Source organism: Corallococcus sp. Z5C101001 (genome assembly GCF_007352635.1).
GTDB lineage: Bacteria > Myxococcota > Myxococcia > Myxococcales > Myxococcaceae > Corallococcus > Corallococcus silvisoli.
Map to the genome: position 1 here is coordinate 420,386 of NZ_VKLU01000003.1, position 17,182 is coordinate 437,567.

12 protein-coding genes are annotated in these 17,182 nt (G+C 68.6%); 8 read left to right on the forward strand and 4 right to left on the reverse strand.

Annotation, left to right across the window (positions count from 1 at the left end; translation table 11 throughout):
• Window positions 1-237 precede the first annotated feature (237 nt).
• From FOF48_RS36390 to FOF48_RS07800, 7 genes are all read left to right on the forward strand, one after another.
• Window positions 238-411, forward strand: coding sequence for a hypothetical protein (locus FOF48_RS36390; protein ID WP_161664388.1), 174 nt, complete (start codon window positions 238-240; stop codon window positions 409-411).
• A 363-nt stretch (window positions 412-774) separates the two neighbouring features.
• A complete protein-coding gene (locus FOF48_RS07775) occupies window positions 775-3,189 on the forward strand; it encodes an alpha-amylase family glycosyl hydrolase (RefSeq protein ID WP_143899530.1) in 2,415 nt (804 codons plus the stop codon).
• 124 nt (window positions 3,190-3,313) lie between these two features.
• On the forward strand, window positions 3,314-3,712 hold the full coding sequence (locus FOF48_RS07780) for a BlaI/MecI/CopY family transcriptional regulator (protein WP_143899531.1): 399 nt from the start codon (window positions 3,314-3,316) through the stop codon (window positions 3,710-3,712).
• On the forward strand, window positions 3,709-5,940 hold the full coding sequence (locus tag FOF48_RS07785; protein WP_143899532.1) for a M56 family metallopeptidase: 2,232 nt from the start codon (window positions 3,709-3,711) through the stop codon (window positions 5,938-5,940). Before FOF48_RS07780 ends, FOF48_RS07785 begins: the two co-directional genes overlap by 4 nt.
• Before the next feature lie 157 nt (window positions 5,941-6,097).
• On the forward strand, window positions 6,098-7,264 hold the full coding sequence (locus FOF48_RS07790) for a 4-hydroxy-3-methylbut-2-enyl diphosphate reductase (RefSeq protein WP_143899533.1): 1,167 nt from the start codon (window positions 6,098-6,100) through the stop codon (window positions 7,262-7,264).
• A gap of 93 nt (window positions 7,265-7,357) precedes the next feature.
• The gene (locus tag FOF48_RS07795) at window positions 7,358-9,934 is read left to right on the forward strand and encodes a carbohydrate binding family 9 domain-containing protein (RefSeq protein WP_143899534.1); all 2,577 of its coding nucleotides are present in this window, start codon (window positions 7,358-7,360) and stop codon (window positions 9,932-9,934) included.
• Between the two features lie 248 nt (window positions 9,935-10,182).
• Window positions 10,183-10,920: a hypothetical protein gene (locus FOF48_RS07800; RefSeq protein ID WP_143899535.1), complete on the forward strand. Its 738-nt coding sequence runs from the start codon at window positions 10,183-10,185 to the stop codon at window positions 10,918-10,920.
• A gap of 209 nt (window positions 10,921-11,129) precedes the next feature.
• Here the strand turns inward: FOF48_RS07800 and FOF48_RS07810 are convergent, their stop codons facing one another.
• The 3 genes from FOF48_RS07810 to FOF48_RS07820 form a co-directional block, all read right to left on the reverse strand.
• On the reverse strand, window positions 11,130-11,453 hold the full coding sequence (locus tag FOF48_RS07810) for a putative quinol monooxygenase (RefSeq protein ID WP_143899536.1): 324 nt from the start codon (window positions 11,451-11,453) through the stop codon (window positions 11,130-11,132).
• Between the two features lie 285 nt (window positions 11,454-11,738).
• Window positions 11,739-12,677 carry a serine protease gene (locus tag FOF48_RS07815; RefSeq protein ID WP_255442002.1) on the reverse strand — a complete coding sequence of 313 codons (939 nt, stop codon included), beginning with the start codon at window positions 12,675-12,677 and terminating at the stop codon, window positions 11,739-11,741.
• Between the two features lie 326 nt (window positions 12,678-13,003).
• Window positions 13,004-13,999, reverse strand: coding sequence for a hypothetical protein (locus FOF48_RS07820; RefSeq protein WP_143899538.1), 996 nt, complete (start codon window positions 13,997-13,999; stop codon window positions 13,004-13,006).
• 374 nt (window positions 14,000-14,373) lie between these two features.
• Here FOF48_RS07820 and FOF48_RS07825 point away from each other — a divergent pair, with 374 nt between their 5' ends.
• A complete protein-coding gene (locus FOF48_RS07825; RefSeq protein WP_221938225.1) occupies window positions 14,374-16,734 on the forward strand; it encodes a M4 family metallopeptidase in 2,361 nt (786 codons plus the stop codon).
• Window positions 16,735-16,828: 94 nt separating this feature from the next.
• On the opposite strand, the gene FOF48_RS36395 is transcribed toward FOF48_RS07825, so the two are convergent.
• A complete protein-coding gene (locus FOF48_RS36395; RefSeq protein ID WP_186001826.1) occupies window positions 16,829-17,005 on the reverse strand; it encodes a hypothetical protein in 177 nt (58 codons plus the stop codon).
• Window positions 17,006-17,182: the final 177 nt, after the last annotated feature.

Sequence of the window (17,182 nt, forward strand, 5' to 3'; positions counted from 1 at the left end):
AAGAGGGCTCGGCGAGCTGGAGGCGCGGAGGAAGGGGACCTGGGCCGGATGTCAGCGGGTGGGACTCCGCTTCTGGTCACCCATGAGCCTCCGGAGTACAAGGCGCGCATGGAAGGCATTCGTTGGGTTGCGCTTGTGCTTTTGATTCTATTTTCTGGCTACACGATCCATGCAAGCCGGACAGAATCCTTTTGGAAGTCTCTCAAAACGGTTCTCGCGTTGAAGTGGGGCCGCCAGGTGACGCTTGACCTCTACCTGGGCCTCTTCTTGTTCAACTTCGTCATCTACCTCAACGAGGGGTCGGTGCTCGTCGCGGCGGCCTGGCTGCTTCCGACCCTGATCCTGGGGAACATCGTCCCGCTGATCTATTTCGTGGTGAACTTCGGCTCCCTGGTCAGCCACTTCACTTGAGACAGGTGTCGCCGCGGAATTCGAGACGTTGAATGCGGCGCAGGCTCGCGACAGTCGCGGTGGCTGGGCAAATCACGTTTCTTCTACCGTCAGCTCCCACTGGACGTCGGCCTCCTGCTCCCCCTGATTCAACCGCATTCGCATGGGGCCCTCTCTGCCAGCAGCAGGCGCCGGGCGCGCGGCGGCACGGTTACGAGAAGCGCCGTCTCATCTCCACGCATGCGGGCCTCCGCTGGCGCGGTCGCCCTGTAGCGCGGCGGCTGAGGCGGAGGAATTCCCGAGGAAGGAAATGATCCGCGAGGCGTCCTCGGTTCGGCCCGCGGCGTCCACGCCGCCTCAGCAACAGGACCGAGAAAACACCCCATGAAGCCCACGAAGCCCGCCCAGGACCTCGCCCTCTCCTCCACGTCCGCCGACGACACCGCGAGCGCCGGGCAGGCGCCCGAGCATGCACTGAATGTCCTGTCCGCCGCCGACCAGCCCCAGCCGGAGACCGGCGTGGGCGCGCCGCACGAGGCGCTCGCGCGCGATGAGGTGGCCCATGCCCTTTTCGACACCGAGGACGCCTCGCTGCACCTGCCGGGCAGCGGCTTGCCAGTGGGCTCCGTGGAGGCATCCTGGCTGCTCGACGCGGGCAGCGCGGGGCGTGACTGGAAGCGCGAGCTTCGCGCGCTCTACGCAGCGCTCGACGGCGCGAAGAACGACGGGTCGGACCTGACAGCCCTCACCACCCAGGCGGACGTGCTGCACCTCCTGGCGAGCGCGCGCGTCATCAACGCCTTCCGTGCGGAGGAGCTCGTGGTGCGCTTCTACGAGCAGGTGCGCGTGGCGCGCGCGGCCCAGAGCGAGCGGGTGCGCGGCTACTTCGCCTCGCTGCCTGCAAATTGGTTCACCGACAGCTCCATCTACTACACCTACCCGCACTCGCTCGGCGTGCCCGAGGGACAGGCGCGCGGCACGCTCTTCGATCTGGCGCACCAGCTGCCCTCCCTGCTCGAGCTCGGGTACCGCAACATCCAGATGCTCCCGCACTGGAGCCACGGCGGCGGGGACGGTGGCTACGACGTGTCGGACTTCACGGTGGACCCGGCCCTCGGCGGCGAGGAGGGCTTCCGCGCGCTGATGGACGAGGCGATGCGACTGGGGATGCGCGTCATCACCGACTTCATCCCCGACCACATCTCCGTGCGACACCCCTGGTTCCAGGCGCTGCTCGCCGGCGACGAGCGGAAGCTTTCGTGGTTCCTCCCCATGGACGCCGTGGAGTGCGTAGGCAACGAGACGGACCGCAAGGGCAAGCTGCGCGTGCTGCTGCAGAGCGCCTCGGGCACCGTGTCGCGCCCCTGGGCCATCTTCCCCCACGCGAGCAAGCGCAACCTCATCGATGTCGAGGTGAACGGGAAGAAGCACCACGTCTTCCACTCCTTCTATCCGTTCCAGGTGGACCTCAACCTGCGCAACCCCGAGGTGCTCGGCGAGCTCTTCGCCATCCTCGGCTGGGAGCTGTCCTTCGGCGTGGTGGGCAAGCGCATGGACGCGGCCCCGCACTGGTTCAAGAAGGAGGGCACGGACTTCGAGAACCTCGCGGGCACCCACGCCTTGCAGGAGCTCTTCAAGTCCTTTGTCCGCCACGTGGTGGTGGGCAAGGGCATCATCGTGCCCGAGGTGGGCGAGGGCCTGCAGGAGGCGACGGGCTACTTCGGCCGCAAGGCAACCCTGCTCGGAGAGCCCTGCCACACCGAGGGCGACGCCATGTACGGCTTCGAGTGGAACTCCACCCTTTGGGCACTGCTGCTCAACGGGGACGCGGGCCTCTTCTGGCGCTTCTCCGAGCACATGGACGCCCACGGGGCGGACACCTTCTGGTTCAACATGGGCCGCCACCACGACGAGCTGCGGACGGACCTGATGCCGGTCGGCGTGCGCGAGCGCGTGGAGGCCGTGCTCCTCTCCCGCGGCGCCCAGGTGTTCGCCGGACGCGGGGTGGGCGGCCGCATGGCGGACTTCCTCCAGCGCGACCCGCGGCAGATCGCCAAGGCCTTCTTCCTCAACGCCCTGCCCCCGCGCGGCGTGCCCGTCACCTACTACGGGGACGAGGTCGGCGCGGTGAACCAGCCGCGGTACATGGCCGAGGAGCATGCCCGCCGCCTGCCCATCCTCACCGCGCTCGGCTTTTCCACTGGGGACGGCTCGGCGGCGCTGGACCGGCGCGACATCGGGCGCGGCAGCGTGTACGCGGGCCAGCTGGCCGCCGCGCGCGAGGCGGGCTACCTGCCGCTGCGCACCACGCGTGCACTCAACCGGATGTGGGAGACGCGCGCCAGCTTGCGCCGCGGGGACGTGGCGCGGGTGGGCCACACGGGCGCGGCCGTGCTCTCCACCCTCAAGGTGGACCGTGAGGGGCAGGACACTCCTCTCTGGGCGCTCTGCAACCTCACGGGCGCGGAGCAGACGGTGACCCTGTCAGGGGCGGAGCTGCGCGGCGCCCTCGGAGCCGGGCGCCTGGGCCGGCCCTTCGGCCTGCGCGACGTGCTGGCGGTGGAGCGCGACGGGGCGGAGCCCGCGCTCGTGGTGGTGGACGGCGACACGCTCACCCTCACGCTCGCCGCTCATGCACACCTGCTGTTGGAGGCGGTCCCCCTGAGCCAAGCCCGCCCTGCGGAAGGGCAGGTGGAAAACCCGGTGGCGTCTTCCTGGTCGTCTTCAGACGATCGCCAGTCCCCCGAAGGACTGCGGGGATGCCACCGCGCCTCAACCCACTCGCGCAGCGGACCCTGAGCGAAGCCATCGCCGCCTTGGCCACGAAGTCCGGCGTCCCACGTGGAGTATCTACGAAGGCCTTCGTTGACATCTACGAACCCATTCGTATGATGCGTGCGTGGAGAGTCCAGGCGAGGCAATCATGAGCGAGTCGAAGCTGCCGCGCCCCACGGATGGCGAGCTGGCCATCCTGCGGGTGCTCTGGGAGCGCGGAGACAGCACGGTGCGCGAAGTCCACGAGGCGCTCTCCCGGCGAGAGTCGGCGGAGGGCACGGGCTACACGACGGTGCTGAAGCTGATGCAAATCATGACGGACAAGGGACTGGTGGCGCGGGACGAGTCCCAGCGCGCGCACGTGTACCGGGCCCATGCGACGGAGCAGCGCACACAGCGGCAGCTCGTGACGGACCTCGTGGAGCGCGCCTTCGGTGGCTCTCCGGCGCGGCTGGCCATGCAGGCGCTCTCCTCGCGCAAGACGAGCGCCGAGGAGCTGTTGGAGCTGCGCAAGCTGCTCGATACCTTGGACGGAGCTGACGAATGAGCGGCCTGCTGATGGAGTCATTGGGTTGGGCGCTGCTGCACTCGCTCTGGCAGGGCACGCTGGTGGCGGCGGCGCTCGCGGTGGCGCTGATGACGGTGGGTCGCCGCGCAGCCAACGCGCGCTATGCGCTGGCGTGTGGCGCGCTGCTGCTGGCCGTCGTGCTGCCGGCTGTCACGGGGTGGCGACAGGCCTCGGAGGCGCGCATGGAGCGAAGGCTCTCTCGCGGGGCTGGCTCCGAGTGGACTGGCGGCGCGAAGTCGAGCGGCGAAGCCACGGCGCCATCCCTGGCGACCCGACGGGGGGCGCGCCAGGACGGAGGCTCGCGCGCGGCCCCGATGGAGACGACGGGTCGACGGGCGGGCCATGAGGGCGCCCGGGGCGCCACGCTCGAGCAGCGCGGGACGGAGCTGACGGGTTGGGGGGTGGCGCGAGCGCGCACGGCGCTGGCGGAGAACCTGCGGTGGCTGGTGTTCCTCTGGGTCGCGGGCGTGGGGCTGAGCTCCGGGCGCCTGACAGCGGAGTGGGTGCGGCTGCGTCAGCTCACGCGGCGTGCCGTCGCGGCGCCCGCGGAGTGGCAGGCGCGGTTGGACATGCTCTCTGAACGTCTGGGCCTGACGCGCGCGGTGCGGCTGCTCCAGTCGACGGAGGTCGATGTGCCCTCGGCGGTGGGCTTCCTGTCCCCGGTGGTGCTGTTGCCGGTGTCCGCGCTCTCGGGGCTTCCCGCCCGGCAGTTGGAGATGGTGCTGGCGCACGAGCTGGCGCACATCCGCCGGCATGACTTCGCGGTGAACCTGGTGCAGGTGCTGGTGGAGACGCTCTTCTTCTACCATCCGGCCATCCGGTGGGTGTCGGGCGTCATCCGCGAGGAGCGCGAGAACTGCTGTGACGATGTCGCCGTGAGCGCCAGCGGCAACTCCATCTCCTACGCCCGCGCCCTCACCGCGCTGGAGTCGCTGCGGGTGCTGCCCGAGGCGCCGAGCCCCGCCATGTCCGCGCTGGGCGGCTCGCTTCCGGACCGCGTGCGTCGAATCATCACCACGCCCGCCACGCACTGTTCCTCGCGCTGGGCCGCCGGGGCGTCGGTGCTGACGCTGGTCAGCAGCCTCGCGGTGGCCGCGCCGCTCACGTCGCTCGTGCTGCGGCAGTCCACGGCCGTCGCGCCGAACGCACCCGCCTCACCTGCCGCCCTCGCGCCGCCGAGCACGACCATCGCGGCCCCGGGAGCGCCCCCTGCGCTCGCCGTGGGCCCCAAGGTGGACCTCGATGTCGCCGTGGCTCCGAAGGTCGCCTTCGCCCTCACCGTGGCCCCGAAGCGCCCGGCCCTCGTCTCCGCGACCACGAAGGCCGCCTTCGCGGTCCCCCTCCCCCAGGTCGCCGCCGCCGCGACGCCTGTCACGAAGGCCGCCTTCGCGGTCCCCCTCCCCCAGGTCGTCGCCGCCGCGGCGCCGGTCGCCGCGCCGAAGCCCGTCACTCCGGACGAGGACGACGCGGACGACGCGGACGACCCCGATGAGCGCACCAGCGTGGGTGCCGGACAGGCGCTCTCCGTCGACCAGCTCGTGGCGCTGAAGGTCGCGGGGGTCACACCCGAGCGCGTGAAGGAGATGGAGTCGATGGGCTACGAGCCCACCGTCGGAAACCTGGTGAAGATGAGCCACGCCGGCGTCACCCCCGCGTTCACGAAGGAGATGAACGAGCGCTTCGGCGAGAAGCTGGACGCGGGCACGCTGGTGAAGCTGCGCCACATGGGCGTCACCCCGGACTACCTCGCGGCCCTCCAGAGCGCGGGCTTCGAGACGAACGACCCGGAGGAGATCATCCAAGCTCGCGCCCTCGGCGTGGACGCGGCCTACGTCCAGGGCCTCAAGGCCGCCGGCTACTCGGGCATGTCGCTGGAGGAGCTCTCCGAGCTGCGCGCGGTGGGCGTGAACCCCGACTACATCGCGGCGCTCGCGAGGCACGGGGTGTCGAAGCTCGACGTGGATGACCTGACGCAGCTGCGCGCCACGGGTGTCACGCCGGAGTGGCTGGGTCAGATGCGCTCGGCCGGAGTGAAGACGACGGACCCGGAGGAGCTCACCGAGCTTCGCGCCCTGGGCATCCAGCCACGGTTCCTGCGCGAGCTGAACGACGCGGGCCTCAAGGACCTCTCCGTCGATGAGCTGGTGCGCCTGCGCTCCGGCGGCGTGGACGCCGACTTCATCCGGCGGCTGCGCGACTCGAAGTAGGCAGCACGCCGTTGTCATCGCCACGGTGAGTCTTGGGGGGCATCCGCCCGCGCCCCCACCCCGTGGCCCCTTCTTCCCATCCCATCCTCCCTTCCCTCGCGGACGCGTCCACCCGACGCGCGCCGGACGGGAGGGCTCTGCCCGAAGGAGCCTCCCCATGCGCCGCCCGTCGTCCTCCTTGTCCCTGCTGGCCCTGTTGCTCGTGGCCACCGCCTCCGCCGCCAGCGAGCTGCGCGGCGCCTGGACGTCCTCGCCCGAGGAGCTCTCGCCCGACAAGATCCACCTCCAGCTCGTCCAGCCCCATCAAGGCGACGAGCGCGACAGGGGCCAGATGGGCTTCACCGAGCCCCGCGCCTCCTTCCAGGGCCTGCCCGCCGGGGACGGCCCCGCCACCTTCAGCCTGTCCCGCGAGGCAGGCACGCTTACCTTCACCGGCACCCTCCAGGACGGCGCGGGCGCGGGCCACTACCGCTTCACCCCCAGCGAGGCCTACGCGAAGTCCATGGCCGCGCTCGGCTACCCGAAGCTCACCGCCCTCCAGCAGTTCCAGCTCGCCACCACCAACGTCACCACCCAGCAGGTGAAGGACCTGGCGGCCCTCGGCCACAAGGACATCCCGCTGGAGAAGCTGCTCATGGTGGGCATCTTCAACGTGACGCGCGAGTTCGTCGGCGAGCTGGCGCGGCTCGGCTACCCGAAGCTGTCCCTGGACGAGCTCGTCCAGGGCCGCATCCACGGCATCAGCCCGCGGCGCGTGAAGGAGCTCGCCGACGCCGGCTTCCCGAAGCTCGCGTGGAAGGACCTGCTCGCCATGTCCATCCACGGCGTCACCCCCGAGTACATCCGCGAGGTGCGCGCCATGGGCTACACCGACGCGGACGCCGACCAGCTCGTCGCCTTCCGCATCCACGGCATCTCCACGGAGTTCGCCAGGGAGATGCGCGGCCTGGGCTTCAAGAGCCTCAAGGCAGACAAGCTCGTCGCCCTGCGCATCCACGGCGTCTCCACCGCCTTCGTCAAGGAGATGCGCGAGCTGGGCTTCAAGGATCTGGGCGAGGACGACTTCGTCACCCTGCGCATCCACGAAGTCACCTCGACCTTCGTGAAGGAGATGCGAGCACTGGGATTCCCGAAACTCACGCATGACCAGCTGGTGGCCTTCCGCATCCACAAGGTGACGCCCGAGTTCGTGAAACAAATGCGCGAGGCGGGCTACACTGAAATCACCCCGGATGAGCTGATCCGCCTGCGCATCCATGAAATCGACGGGACGTTCATGCGTTCCATGTCACACCGCAAGGACGGCGGAACGGGCGGCAAGTAGCGCTTCAGGGCCATTCGGGAAATCCATCCTTTCACGCACGTTCTCTTCGAGGGAGCCCGGCGTCCTCGCTGCGCGAGGCGCCAGGGAGATGTCATGTCATTGGGCGTCAAAGGGACCATCGCGCTGGGGTTGTCGCTGTGGAGTCTCGCGGCGGGCGCGGCGGTGGAGGGTCCGGAGGGGCAGCAGCTCCTCCGCGCGGTCAGGGCCGTGGGGCCCATCCAGGTGGATGGGAAGCTGGACGAAGCCGCCTGGGCGAACGCGCCGGTGTTCGACGCCTTCGTGGAGCGCTACCCCCAAGCGGGGCGCGTGCCGTCGGAGAAGACGGAGCTGCGCATCCTCTACGACGAGGACACCCTGTATGTCGGCGTGGTGGCGCGCGACTCTCAGCCGGCGCTCATCGACCGGCGACTGGGGCGGCGTGACAGTGCGCCGTTCTCGGACGCGGTGCAGGTGCTCATTGACTCCGCGCATGACCACCGCACGGCGTACGCCTTCGCCCTCACCGCGGGAGGAGTGCAGAGCGACGGGCTGTTCTACGATGACCGCTACTACACGGCGGACTGGAGCGGCATCTGGAACGGTGTCGCGGGCAGCGTGGAGGACGGCTGGGTGGCCGAGTACGCCATCCCCCTGTCGCTGCTGCGCTTCCCGGAGGCCCCCGTGCAGACATGGGGCTTCTCCGTGCGGCGGGACATCGCGCGCAAGAACGAGGAGCTGGAGTCGGTGGAGAACCCGCGCACGCACAACACCAATGTGTCGCGGCTGGGCCACCTGACGGGACTCGAGGACGTGCGTCCCCGCGGCCGCTGGGAGCTGATGCCGTACCTCGCGGGACGCGGGCTGATGCACCCGCAGTACTCCAGCGGGGCGCGTCCCTCGCCACGGCTCCTGAGCCCGTCGCTGGACGTGGGGCTGGACGTGCGCGCGACGCTGAGCAGCAGCCTGGCGCTGGCGGCCACCTTCAACCCCGACTTCGGTGAGGTGGAGTCGGACGAGATGCTGCTCAACCTCAGCACCTTCGAGGCGTACTACCCCGAGCGCCGGCCCTTCTTCACCCAGGGCATGGAGCTGTTCCAGCCGGTGGGCATGAACGTGGGTGACGCGCCCCTGGCGCTGTTCTACTCGCGGCGCATCGGCCTGGACACGCCCATCCTGGGCGCGGCGAAGGTGACGGGCGCGGTGGGCGGCGTGCAGGTGGGCGTCCTGGACGCGCTCGTCACCGGCCCCTGGCAGGCGCGCGACGAGGAACAACCGGACCGGGGGCTGCATCTGGACTGGCGGCGGCCCATGCACGTGGGCCCGGGCGTGCAGCTCCCGGACACCCCCTCCGCGACGACGCACTACCTCGTGGCGGTGGCGCGAGGAAAGGTGGGCGAAGGCTCGCGTGTGGGAGGCGCGGTGACGATGGCCAACCCGCTGTCGGGCACCTGCACCCCGGAGGACGCGGAGCAGGAAGGCGCCCAGCGGAAGGCCGCGTGCCGGGCCCGGGGTGGGCTGGCCGGCGCGCTCGACTTCGACCTGAAGACGGCGGACAGCACGTGGGGCGTGTACGGAATGCTGGTGGCCTCACGCACGGAGGGCGGCCCCCCGGAGCGGGTGCTGGCGGACGGCACGCGGCTGGCGCAAGGCGACTCGGGCGTGGGCGGCTACGTGCGCGCGGGCCGCTTCGGCGGCGAGGGCCTTCGTCCGGAGTTCGGCTTGGACGTGGCCACGCCCAAGCTGTCGTTGTTCGCCGCGGGGTTCCAGCGCTCGCAGAACGAGGTGGCGCCCCGGGCGACGCTGCGCTTCGCGAGGCCCAATGGACTGGGGCCCTTCAAGGCGTTCTTCGCCAACGCCCATGTGGGCGCGCGGTGGTCGGCGGATGAGCGGCACGTGCACCGGGTCACCTGGCTCAACCTCTACGCCAGCGCGACGCTGCCCAGCTTCGACACGGTGGGCGTGGAGACGGGCGCGGACCTGAATGGCTATGACGTGCGGGAGATGGTGGGGACGGGCGTGCCGGTGCAGCGACCGACTCGCAGCTTCATCAGCGCCTTCATCGAGTCGAACCGCAACCGCCTCGTGTCGGTGGAGGCATCCGGCGCGGTGGGCCATCGCAGCCCGGGCGGGCCGAGCCCCGCCGCGTGGGGCTGGGGCTACGAGGTCAGCGTGTCGCTCCGCCCCCACCCGACGCTGGTGACCCAGCTGGAGCTGGGCGCCGACAAGACGGACCACGGGCCGCGCTTCGTGGAGACGTTGGACGACGGCCGCTTCCTCCTGGGCGCGCTGGACGCCCGCTACATGACGCTCACGCTGCGGCAGGAGTGGGTGGTGTCTCCCCGCTTCACCGTGCAGGGGTACGCGCAGCTCTTCACCGCGTATGGCCTGTACGGGCCCTTCTTCACGGCCACGTCCGACGCGCAGCGGACGCGGGTGCGGCTGTCGTCGCTCGTGCCCGTCAACCACACGGACGGCAGCAGCTTCTACTCGACGGCGCTGAACGTGAACCTGGTGCTGCGCTGGGAGTACCGGCTGGGCTCCACGCTCTTCTTCGTCTACTCGCGCGCCCAGGAGGGACTCCCGACGCCCGAGGAGGAGCGGCCCTTCGCGACGCTGCGGCCCCGACGGCTGCTGGACGGCCCGGCCAACGACGCGGTGATGATCAAGTGGAGCTACTACTGGGGCACGTGAGGCGCGCGCCGTGGAAGACAGCGCTGGGGCCCCACCCCACGCACGACATACCAACCCGCCCGTTCGAGCAAGGAATCCCAATCACGACATGATTGAATTCCAAGAACCCAGGACTTCCAATCAATGCCAGTATTCCTCTTTGCCAGCCTGCTCCTACCCAATGCACTATTCGTTGCGGGTGAACTGAGTTCCCAGTCGCGCAATCAGGCGCCACAAGGGGGCCACCCAGAGGATGCCTGGCAATGAACATGCATTGGAGTGTGGCAGCGCTGGTGTTGCTCACCGTGGGCTGCGGGAACGTGAATCTGGATGAAGGGATGGCCTCCGCGGAGTTGACGAGCCAGGAGGCCGGACTCGCGACCCGCACGTGCGTCAACAACCTGGGATGCACATCCGAATGCCAGTGCCTGACGGGCTACTGTGTGCCGGACGACTTCGGCCCCCCTGCCTCGCAGGAGCACTGTAACCAGGCGCCCGTGCGCGCGTGTAGTACCGGAGCGGACTGCACCTCCGGCTGCAACTGCGTGGGCAACGTCTGCGTCAACGACGGGTTCGGCCCCCCCGCCAACTGCTTGCTGGCTCCAGCGGATGCGTACGAGAGCGACAACACCCACCTCACCGCCTCGTCCTACCCCGGCTCGCCCCAGCTCAATCACTCGTTCCACCGCCAGGGTGACGTTGACTGGGTCATCGTCTTCGTTCCCGCCACTCAGTTGTTGACCGTGGAGACCTACAATCTGCGCAACGGCCCGAAGATGCGGATTGACATCTATGCCTATAACTACGCCAACCGCACGGTGGGGGCGCTGCTGGGCAGCACCCAGAGCTATATCTGCGGCGGCTCCAACCCGCTGTGCGACGTCTATCGGGCCACGGCCAACGCCCAGGCGAACAACGTCTACGCGGTCAAGGTGACGGACCTGCGCGGCCTGCCCGCCGGGAGCGACTGGTCGCCCACTCCGAAGTACGACCTGAAGATGTACTGAGCTCCGCCGTCGGCGGGACCGCACGGCCCGGCGGGCGCGGATGCGCGGGGGCCCGACTGGCGCATCGGGCTGCCTGCCCGCGAGTGAGGGGCGGGCCTGCCCCCATGAAGATGCACCAGGTCCGGTACTTCCTGGCGGTGTCGGAGCCCCACGGCTTCACGCGCGCGGCGGAGCGCTGCCATGGGTCCCAGCCCACGGCAGGAGGGCGCTCAGCGCTTCACCGCGAGCACATCCACCATCTCGATGGACGGTGGCTGTGACAGCAGCTCCGGCGCCTGTGCCATCAGGGCCGCGGCCACCCTCCCGCCGAGGTGCGCCTTGCGGCCCGCATCGTCCGCGAACGTATCGAAGATGCCAAAGGAGGTCGGACCGAAGCGCAGCGCGAACCACTGCGCTGTCGCCGGCTCTGCCTGGACCACGGGCAGGCCACCCTCCAGGAACCGCTGCACGTCGGCCTCCTTGCCTGCCTTCGCCTCCAGGCGGACCAGCAGGCCCACGTGAACGTTCTCTGCCTTCTGTGATTGTGTCGTCATGGATTCACCCCTCGTGCTCGTGCCAGTGGATGCGCGACCCGGCCACGATGGGTCCACTTATAGACCTCGCTTCCGGCCACCGTGAGTCCCGTGGCGTCAATGGATGGATAGTCATCACCCATGGGCGAGGGCCGTCCGGCATCTGTCACACGCCACGCCAAGTTCGACCGGGCAAAGGAGCTCTGGACCTGCTCGTGGTGGGGACACGCGAACGCGAGATGGCGCTCCCAAGGTCGGGCTGGCGCCCCTCGACGCCTGCGCCTCCCCCAAGACTCGGTCGCCGCGTCACTGCCGCGCGCGGCTGTAGATGAGAACCTGCGTGTCGATCCAGGAACGGTAGCTGGAGACTCGAGTGTAGACCCCAGGCAGACCCGGCCTCGCGCAGCCCACACCGAAGCTCGTGATTCCGTGGAGCACGTATCGGCCACCGGCCGGCGCGACCAGCGGCCCTCCGCTGTCCCCCTGGCAGCTATCCCTACCGCCTGACGAGTACCCAGCCCCCAGCATCGCCTCTGGATCAATGGCGATGTTCTCTGCCTTGTATGCCTTTATCAGGGACGCGGAGCTCACGGTGGGAACCCCCACCTGCATCAAGCGGTTGGATGTATTTCCCCCCTCCCGGGTCAGGCCCCATCCCGCGGCCACCATCATCGTGCCATCCGGGACCGAAGCCCCCGCCGACGAGAGCCCCACGGAGTCGAGCGGAGGTGCAGCCAACGAGGACTGAGCGCCGAGGGAGGGGCGCATGGGAACACTGCTCAGGCCGCACGACGACTGGCTCGCCGAGGATGACACCTCCGGGAGACATACCGGCTGTACCGTGGCGGTGAACTTGATGGGCTTGTCGAGCACGACGACAGCGATATCGTTCACCGTCGTCCGCGAGTTGTACGCCGGATGGTAGACAGTCCTTGTCGCGGACACGACCTGCTGCGAGGACGAGGGGGAGGCGAAATCATGAGCCCCAGCGGTGACGGTCAATCTGGACGTGCCGTCGTAGACGCAATGGGCTGCCGTGAGCACGATATCGCTCTCCTCCCGGTTGCCGACCCGGATGAGCGTGCCACCGCAGAAGTGGCTTCCGTATTGCTGGAGGCTGACAATCCACGGATGGCTCCCAGGGCGTGCCTCGACCCCTCCCACAATCGGCTGGTCCACGCGGCCCGTCGCCTCGGCTTCCTCCCTCTCCAACTCCGGGCCACCACATCCCAGCAGGCCGACCACGACAACCACTCCACTCACGAAGCGCAACGCGCCCTCCTTTTCATGCGACGCACATGAACAGCAAGTGACATGCCATGCCTCATCAAGGGAAGGCCCGCGCGCCTTCGGCTCACGGCGAGCGGTTGACACGTCAGCGTGCGCTCCCAGCGACGGGATGACGCGTCAGCCGTCCAGTCGCGCGCGCCCCATGCGGTCGAAGTGTCACGAGGCCGTATGTCATTCCGGATGGGCGACGGACCGGAGGGGCCCGCTGAGCGGCCATCGGGAGCGGGCATCACGCCCGCCCCGGTGAGCGCTCAGGGGTTTTCCGCGAAGGAGGAAGCGGCTCAGCGACCGACGGTGGTGTGCGAGCCGAGCACGATGCCGCGCTGGGCGCTCATGAGACGCGCCAGCTCCGGCGACGCGCCGAGCTCCTGGGGCGTGCGCAGCTGGTGGAAGAACCGGCTGCTCTGGTCGACATAGGACAGCGCCTTGAGGCGGATCTGGAAGCCCGGCGGGGGCTTGGTGTCATTGGCCCAGTACGAGTAGATGATGGTCGTCTGGTAGTTGGCGGGCACATCACAGGTGACGGACGTGTTCCAGCTGCCGTTGTTCGGCGGCACGGTCGTCTTCTCCAGGACGATGAGCGGGTTCGGCCCCGGCGTCCCGGCGGAGAACGCGACGCTGGCCCCGCCAGGGACGTTGGTGCACTCGAGCTGGAACGTGATGCGCCCGGCATCGGACCCCTGGCTGTAGTCCACGGGCGTGTCGAAGGTGGGGCTGTTCACGCTCGTGAGGCTGACGTTGCGCCAGCCGAAGCCCGGGTTGTTGAGGATGAACTCCGTCATGTCCGAGTAGCTGCCCACCTGGGGGATGGGGTTGTCGTGCCGGGGGGTGGAGACGCGGGAGATGAGGCAGTAGTGGTCCCCGCTGATGGAGGCCGGCTCCCAGACGAACGGGTTGGCCGTCACCACGACGTCGTCATGATTGCCGGCCTGGACGAAGACCTCGGGCTGCTGATCGCTCGTCTTGAGCTCGTTGTCCTTCCACTTGTTGGGATACAGCACCAGGCTCGCGGGCGTGTAGTACAGCGACATCTTTCCATTCTCCGCGCCCGGCGCGAGGTTCCGGGTGCGCAGGTAGATGTAGTTGGGGGCGCCGATCACCAGGTTCTGCCCCACGTCCTGGGAGTAGTTGCCGGAGAAGAAGGCCTGCGGGTTGTTGGTGGGATAGATGCCGGAGGGAATGATGTCCGGCGACTCGTAGGCCAGCGGGGGAGAGGGGAGCTCTCCCTTGTCCGACAAGTTGGAGCGGAAGAACAGATCGTCATACATCGTGGCCATTGGCATTCCATTTCAAAAGGGAGTGACATCCACGAACGGAAGTCCCGCGCGGATGCAGGGCCGGCATTGCATCCCCCAGGCCAATGGCTCACACCCGCGAACCATTGCGGAACGCCATGGAACGCCTCCTTCTGACGCATCAACACCAGCCATTGACGTGTCAGGGCCAGGCACGTCGCGTCAGGATGCATCCTTGGAACCAGAGAGGAATTGAGTCCGCCCGTGGACACCCCGGAGACGTCCCTTCACGGACCCACACTTACAGTATTAGTCACACTTGACTTTCTTGACTTTCTTTATTTACTGTTTCTGGGTCCCGCCGCGGCTCCGTCCGAGCCCTGCGGCCATCCCTGTCACGCCCTGGAGCCAAAGACGTGAACCCCACGCCTCCACGCCGTCCCTCGTCCCTTGCCGTCGCCACCACCCTCTTCCTCGCGGCCGGCAGCGCCGCGGCGGCGAACCGCGTCGACCTGCACCTTCAGGATGTCGGTGCGCTCCGGCTGCAGCGCGCCGCCATCGCCAGCACGGGCGGCGCGGCCCTGGAGCCCGTCCGCCACGCCCAGGCGCTGGGCCTGGACGCGGACTCGCGCCTGTCGCTGATCGAACGGGTCAGCGACCACGGGGTGCTCAACCACCGCTACCAGCAGACCTACCGGGGCCTCCCCATCTTTGGCGAGCACGTCATCGTCAACGAGAGCGCCCAGGGCGAGCTCCGCGCGCTGTTCGGCCGCAAGGTCACGGGCCTGGAGCGGGACATCCCGGACGCCTCCGCCCGGCTGTCCGCCGCGCAGGCCCTGGAGATCGCCAAGGGCGCCAGCCTGGGCAGCCGCGTGGGCGCCATGGTCTTCTCGGATGAGAAGTCCCCGCTGATGATCTTCATCGACGACGACGGCCGCGCCCACAAGGCCTATGTCGTCAGCTACTTCTCCGACGCCTTCGGTGGCGGTTCACCGTCGCGGCCGGTGGTCATCGTGGACGCGGACACGGGCCGCGTGCTCAAGCAGTGGGAGAACCTGCAGCACGTGCTGATTGGCACGGGCCCCGGCGGCAACGTCAAGACGGGCCAGTACGAGTACGGCACGAACTACGGCTACATGGACGTGGAGCAGTCAGGCACCACGTGCACGATGAACAACGCCAACGTCAAGACCGTCAACCTCAACGGCGGCACGTCCGGCTCCACCGCGTACGCCTACGTCTGCCCGCGCAACACCGTGAAGAACATCAACGGTGCGTACTCGCCGCTCAATGACGCGCACTTCTTTGGCGGCGTCATCTTCAACATGTATCAGGCGTACATCGGGCAGGCGCCGCTGACCTTCCAGCTGACGATGCGGGTGCACTACGCCACCAACTACGAGAACGCCTTCTGGAATGGGTCGGCGATGACGTTCGGCGACGGGTACACGACGTTCTATCCGCTCGTCAGCCTGGACGTCGGCGCGCATGAGGTCTCCCACGGCTACACGGAGCAGAACTCCGGGTTGATCTATTCCGGCCAGTCGGGCGGCATCAACGAGGCCTTCTCCGACATCGCCGGGGAGGCCGCCGAGTTCTACATGCGCGGCACCAATGACTTCCTGGTCGGCGCGGAGATCTTCAAGAGCAGCGGCGCGCTGCGCTACATGGCCAACCCGCCGCAGGACGGCATCTCCATTGGCCACGCCTCCAACTATTACGAAGGCATGGACGTCCACTATTCCTCCGGCGTCTACAACAAGGCCTTCTACCTGCTGGCCACCAAGCCGGGCTGGAACACGCCGAGGGCGTTCCAGGTCTTCGCCCGCGCCAACGACCTGTACTGGACCCCCAGCACCAACTTCAACCAGGGTGCGTGCGGCGTGCAGACCGCGGCGCAGGACTACGGCTACAGCGTCGCCGACGTCTCCTCGGCCTTCGCCTCGGTGGGCGTCAGCTGCGACGGCGCGGTGGAGCTGTTCCGGCAGACGGACACCAGCGGCAAGCTGACCATCGCCGTGTTCGAGCGCTACGCGACGGCGAGCGCCAGCCAGACCACCAACTTCTCGGTGACGGTGCCCAGCGACTTCGTGGTGATTGGCGGTGGCGGCGAGGGCAAGGAGAGCCCGGCGGGCAACCTGCTGACCGCCTCGTACCCGGACACCGGGCTCACCTCATGGCTGGTCTCCGCCAAGGACCACATCGACTCCGACCCGGCGCAGGTGCGCGCGTGGGCCATTGGCCTGAAGGTCGCGGGCCTGACGCCGGCGCAGGTGCGCTCCTACCTGACCGTCAGCACGGCGACGAGCGCCACGGTCGCCCACCCCGACGTCACCGCCACGCTGCCCGCGGGCTACGTGCTGGTGGGCGGCGGCATCAAGGTGAGCTGGACCGGCAAGGGCAATCTGGCCACGGCCTCCGCGCCCTCCAGCACCACCGCCTGGCGCGTGCGCTCGAAGGACCACCGTGAGTCCTCGCCCGGCTCGGCGCAGGCGTATGCCATTGGCATCAACAGCTCGATCCCGGGCGTCGGGACCGTTGGCAACGTCATCAACAGCGGGACGTCCACGGTCGTCGCCCACCCGAGCTACACGGCGGGCCTGAGCGCGGGCTACGCGCTCAGCGGCTGCGGCGCGTTCGTGAACTGGAGCGGCGCGGGCAACCTGCTCTGGCGCATCAAGCCGGTCAACTCCGGCTGCTCGGTGGCGTCCAAGGACCACATCGACTCCTCGCCGTCGTCCATCTCCGGCTACGCCATCGGCCTGCGCGCGTTCTAGCCGTTCGCCTCCCTCCGTCCCTGGCGGACAAGACGCCCAGCGACCCGCGATGGGTGGCTGGGCGTCTTCACGTCATCGGACTTGAGCAGGTGCCTCAGTACTTGAGGAAACAGACACACACGTCGCCGCTGCACCGCCCGTAGTCGAACCCTTGGTCGATGCACTCGTTCACACAGTTGCCGGCGCAGAACGAGAGCGGCTCCGCTGGCCTGGCGAGCGCCACCGTGGAGCCAAACGACACGGCGGCACCCATCGCAACGGCGAGCAGCAACTGTCCAGCCTTCTTCACGGAGCGGATCATCCAAACCTCTCAAGGTGGGTTGACAGCGTGTTGACAGGACTTCGGCGCGAAAGTTAGCGACCCCTCCGTCCAGTGTCATTTCGCGGTGAGACAGCCGCGGTGCGTCCATGTCACGCATGGATGTCGCGGACATCTCACCCCTGGGTG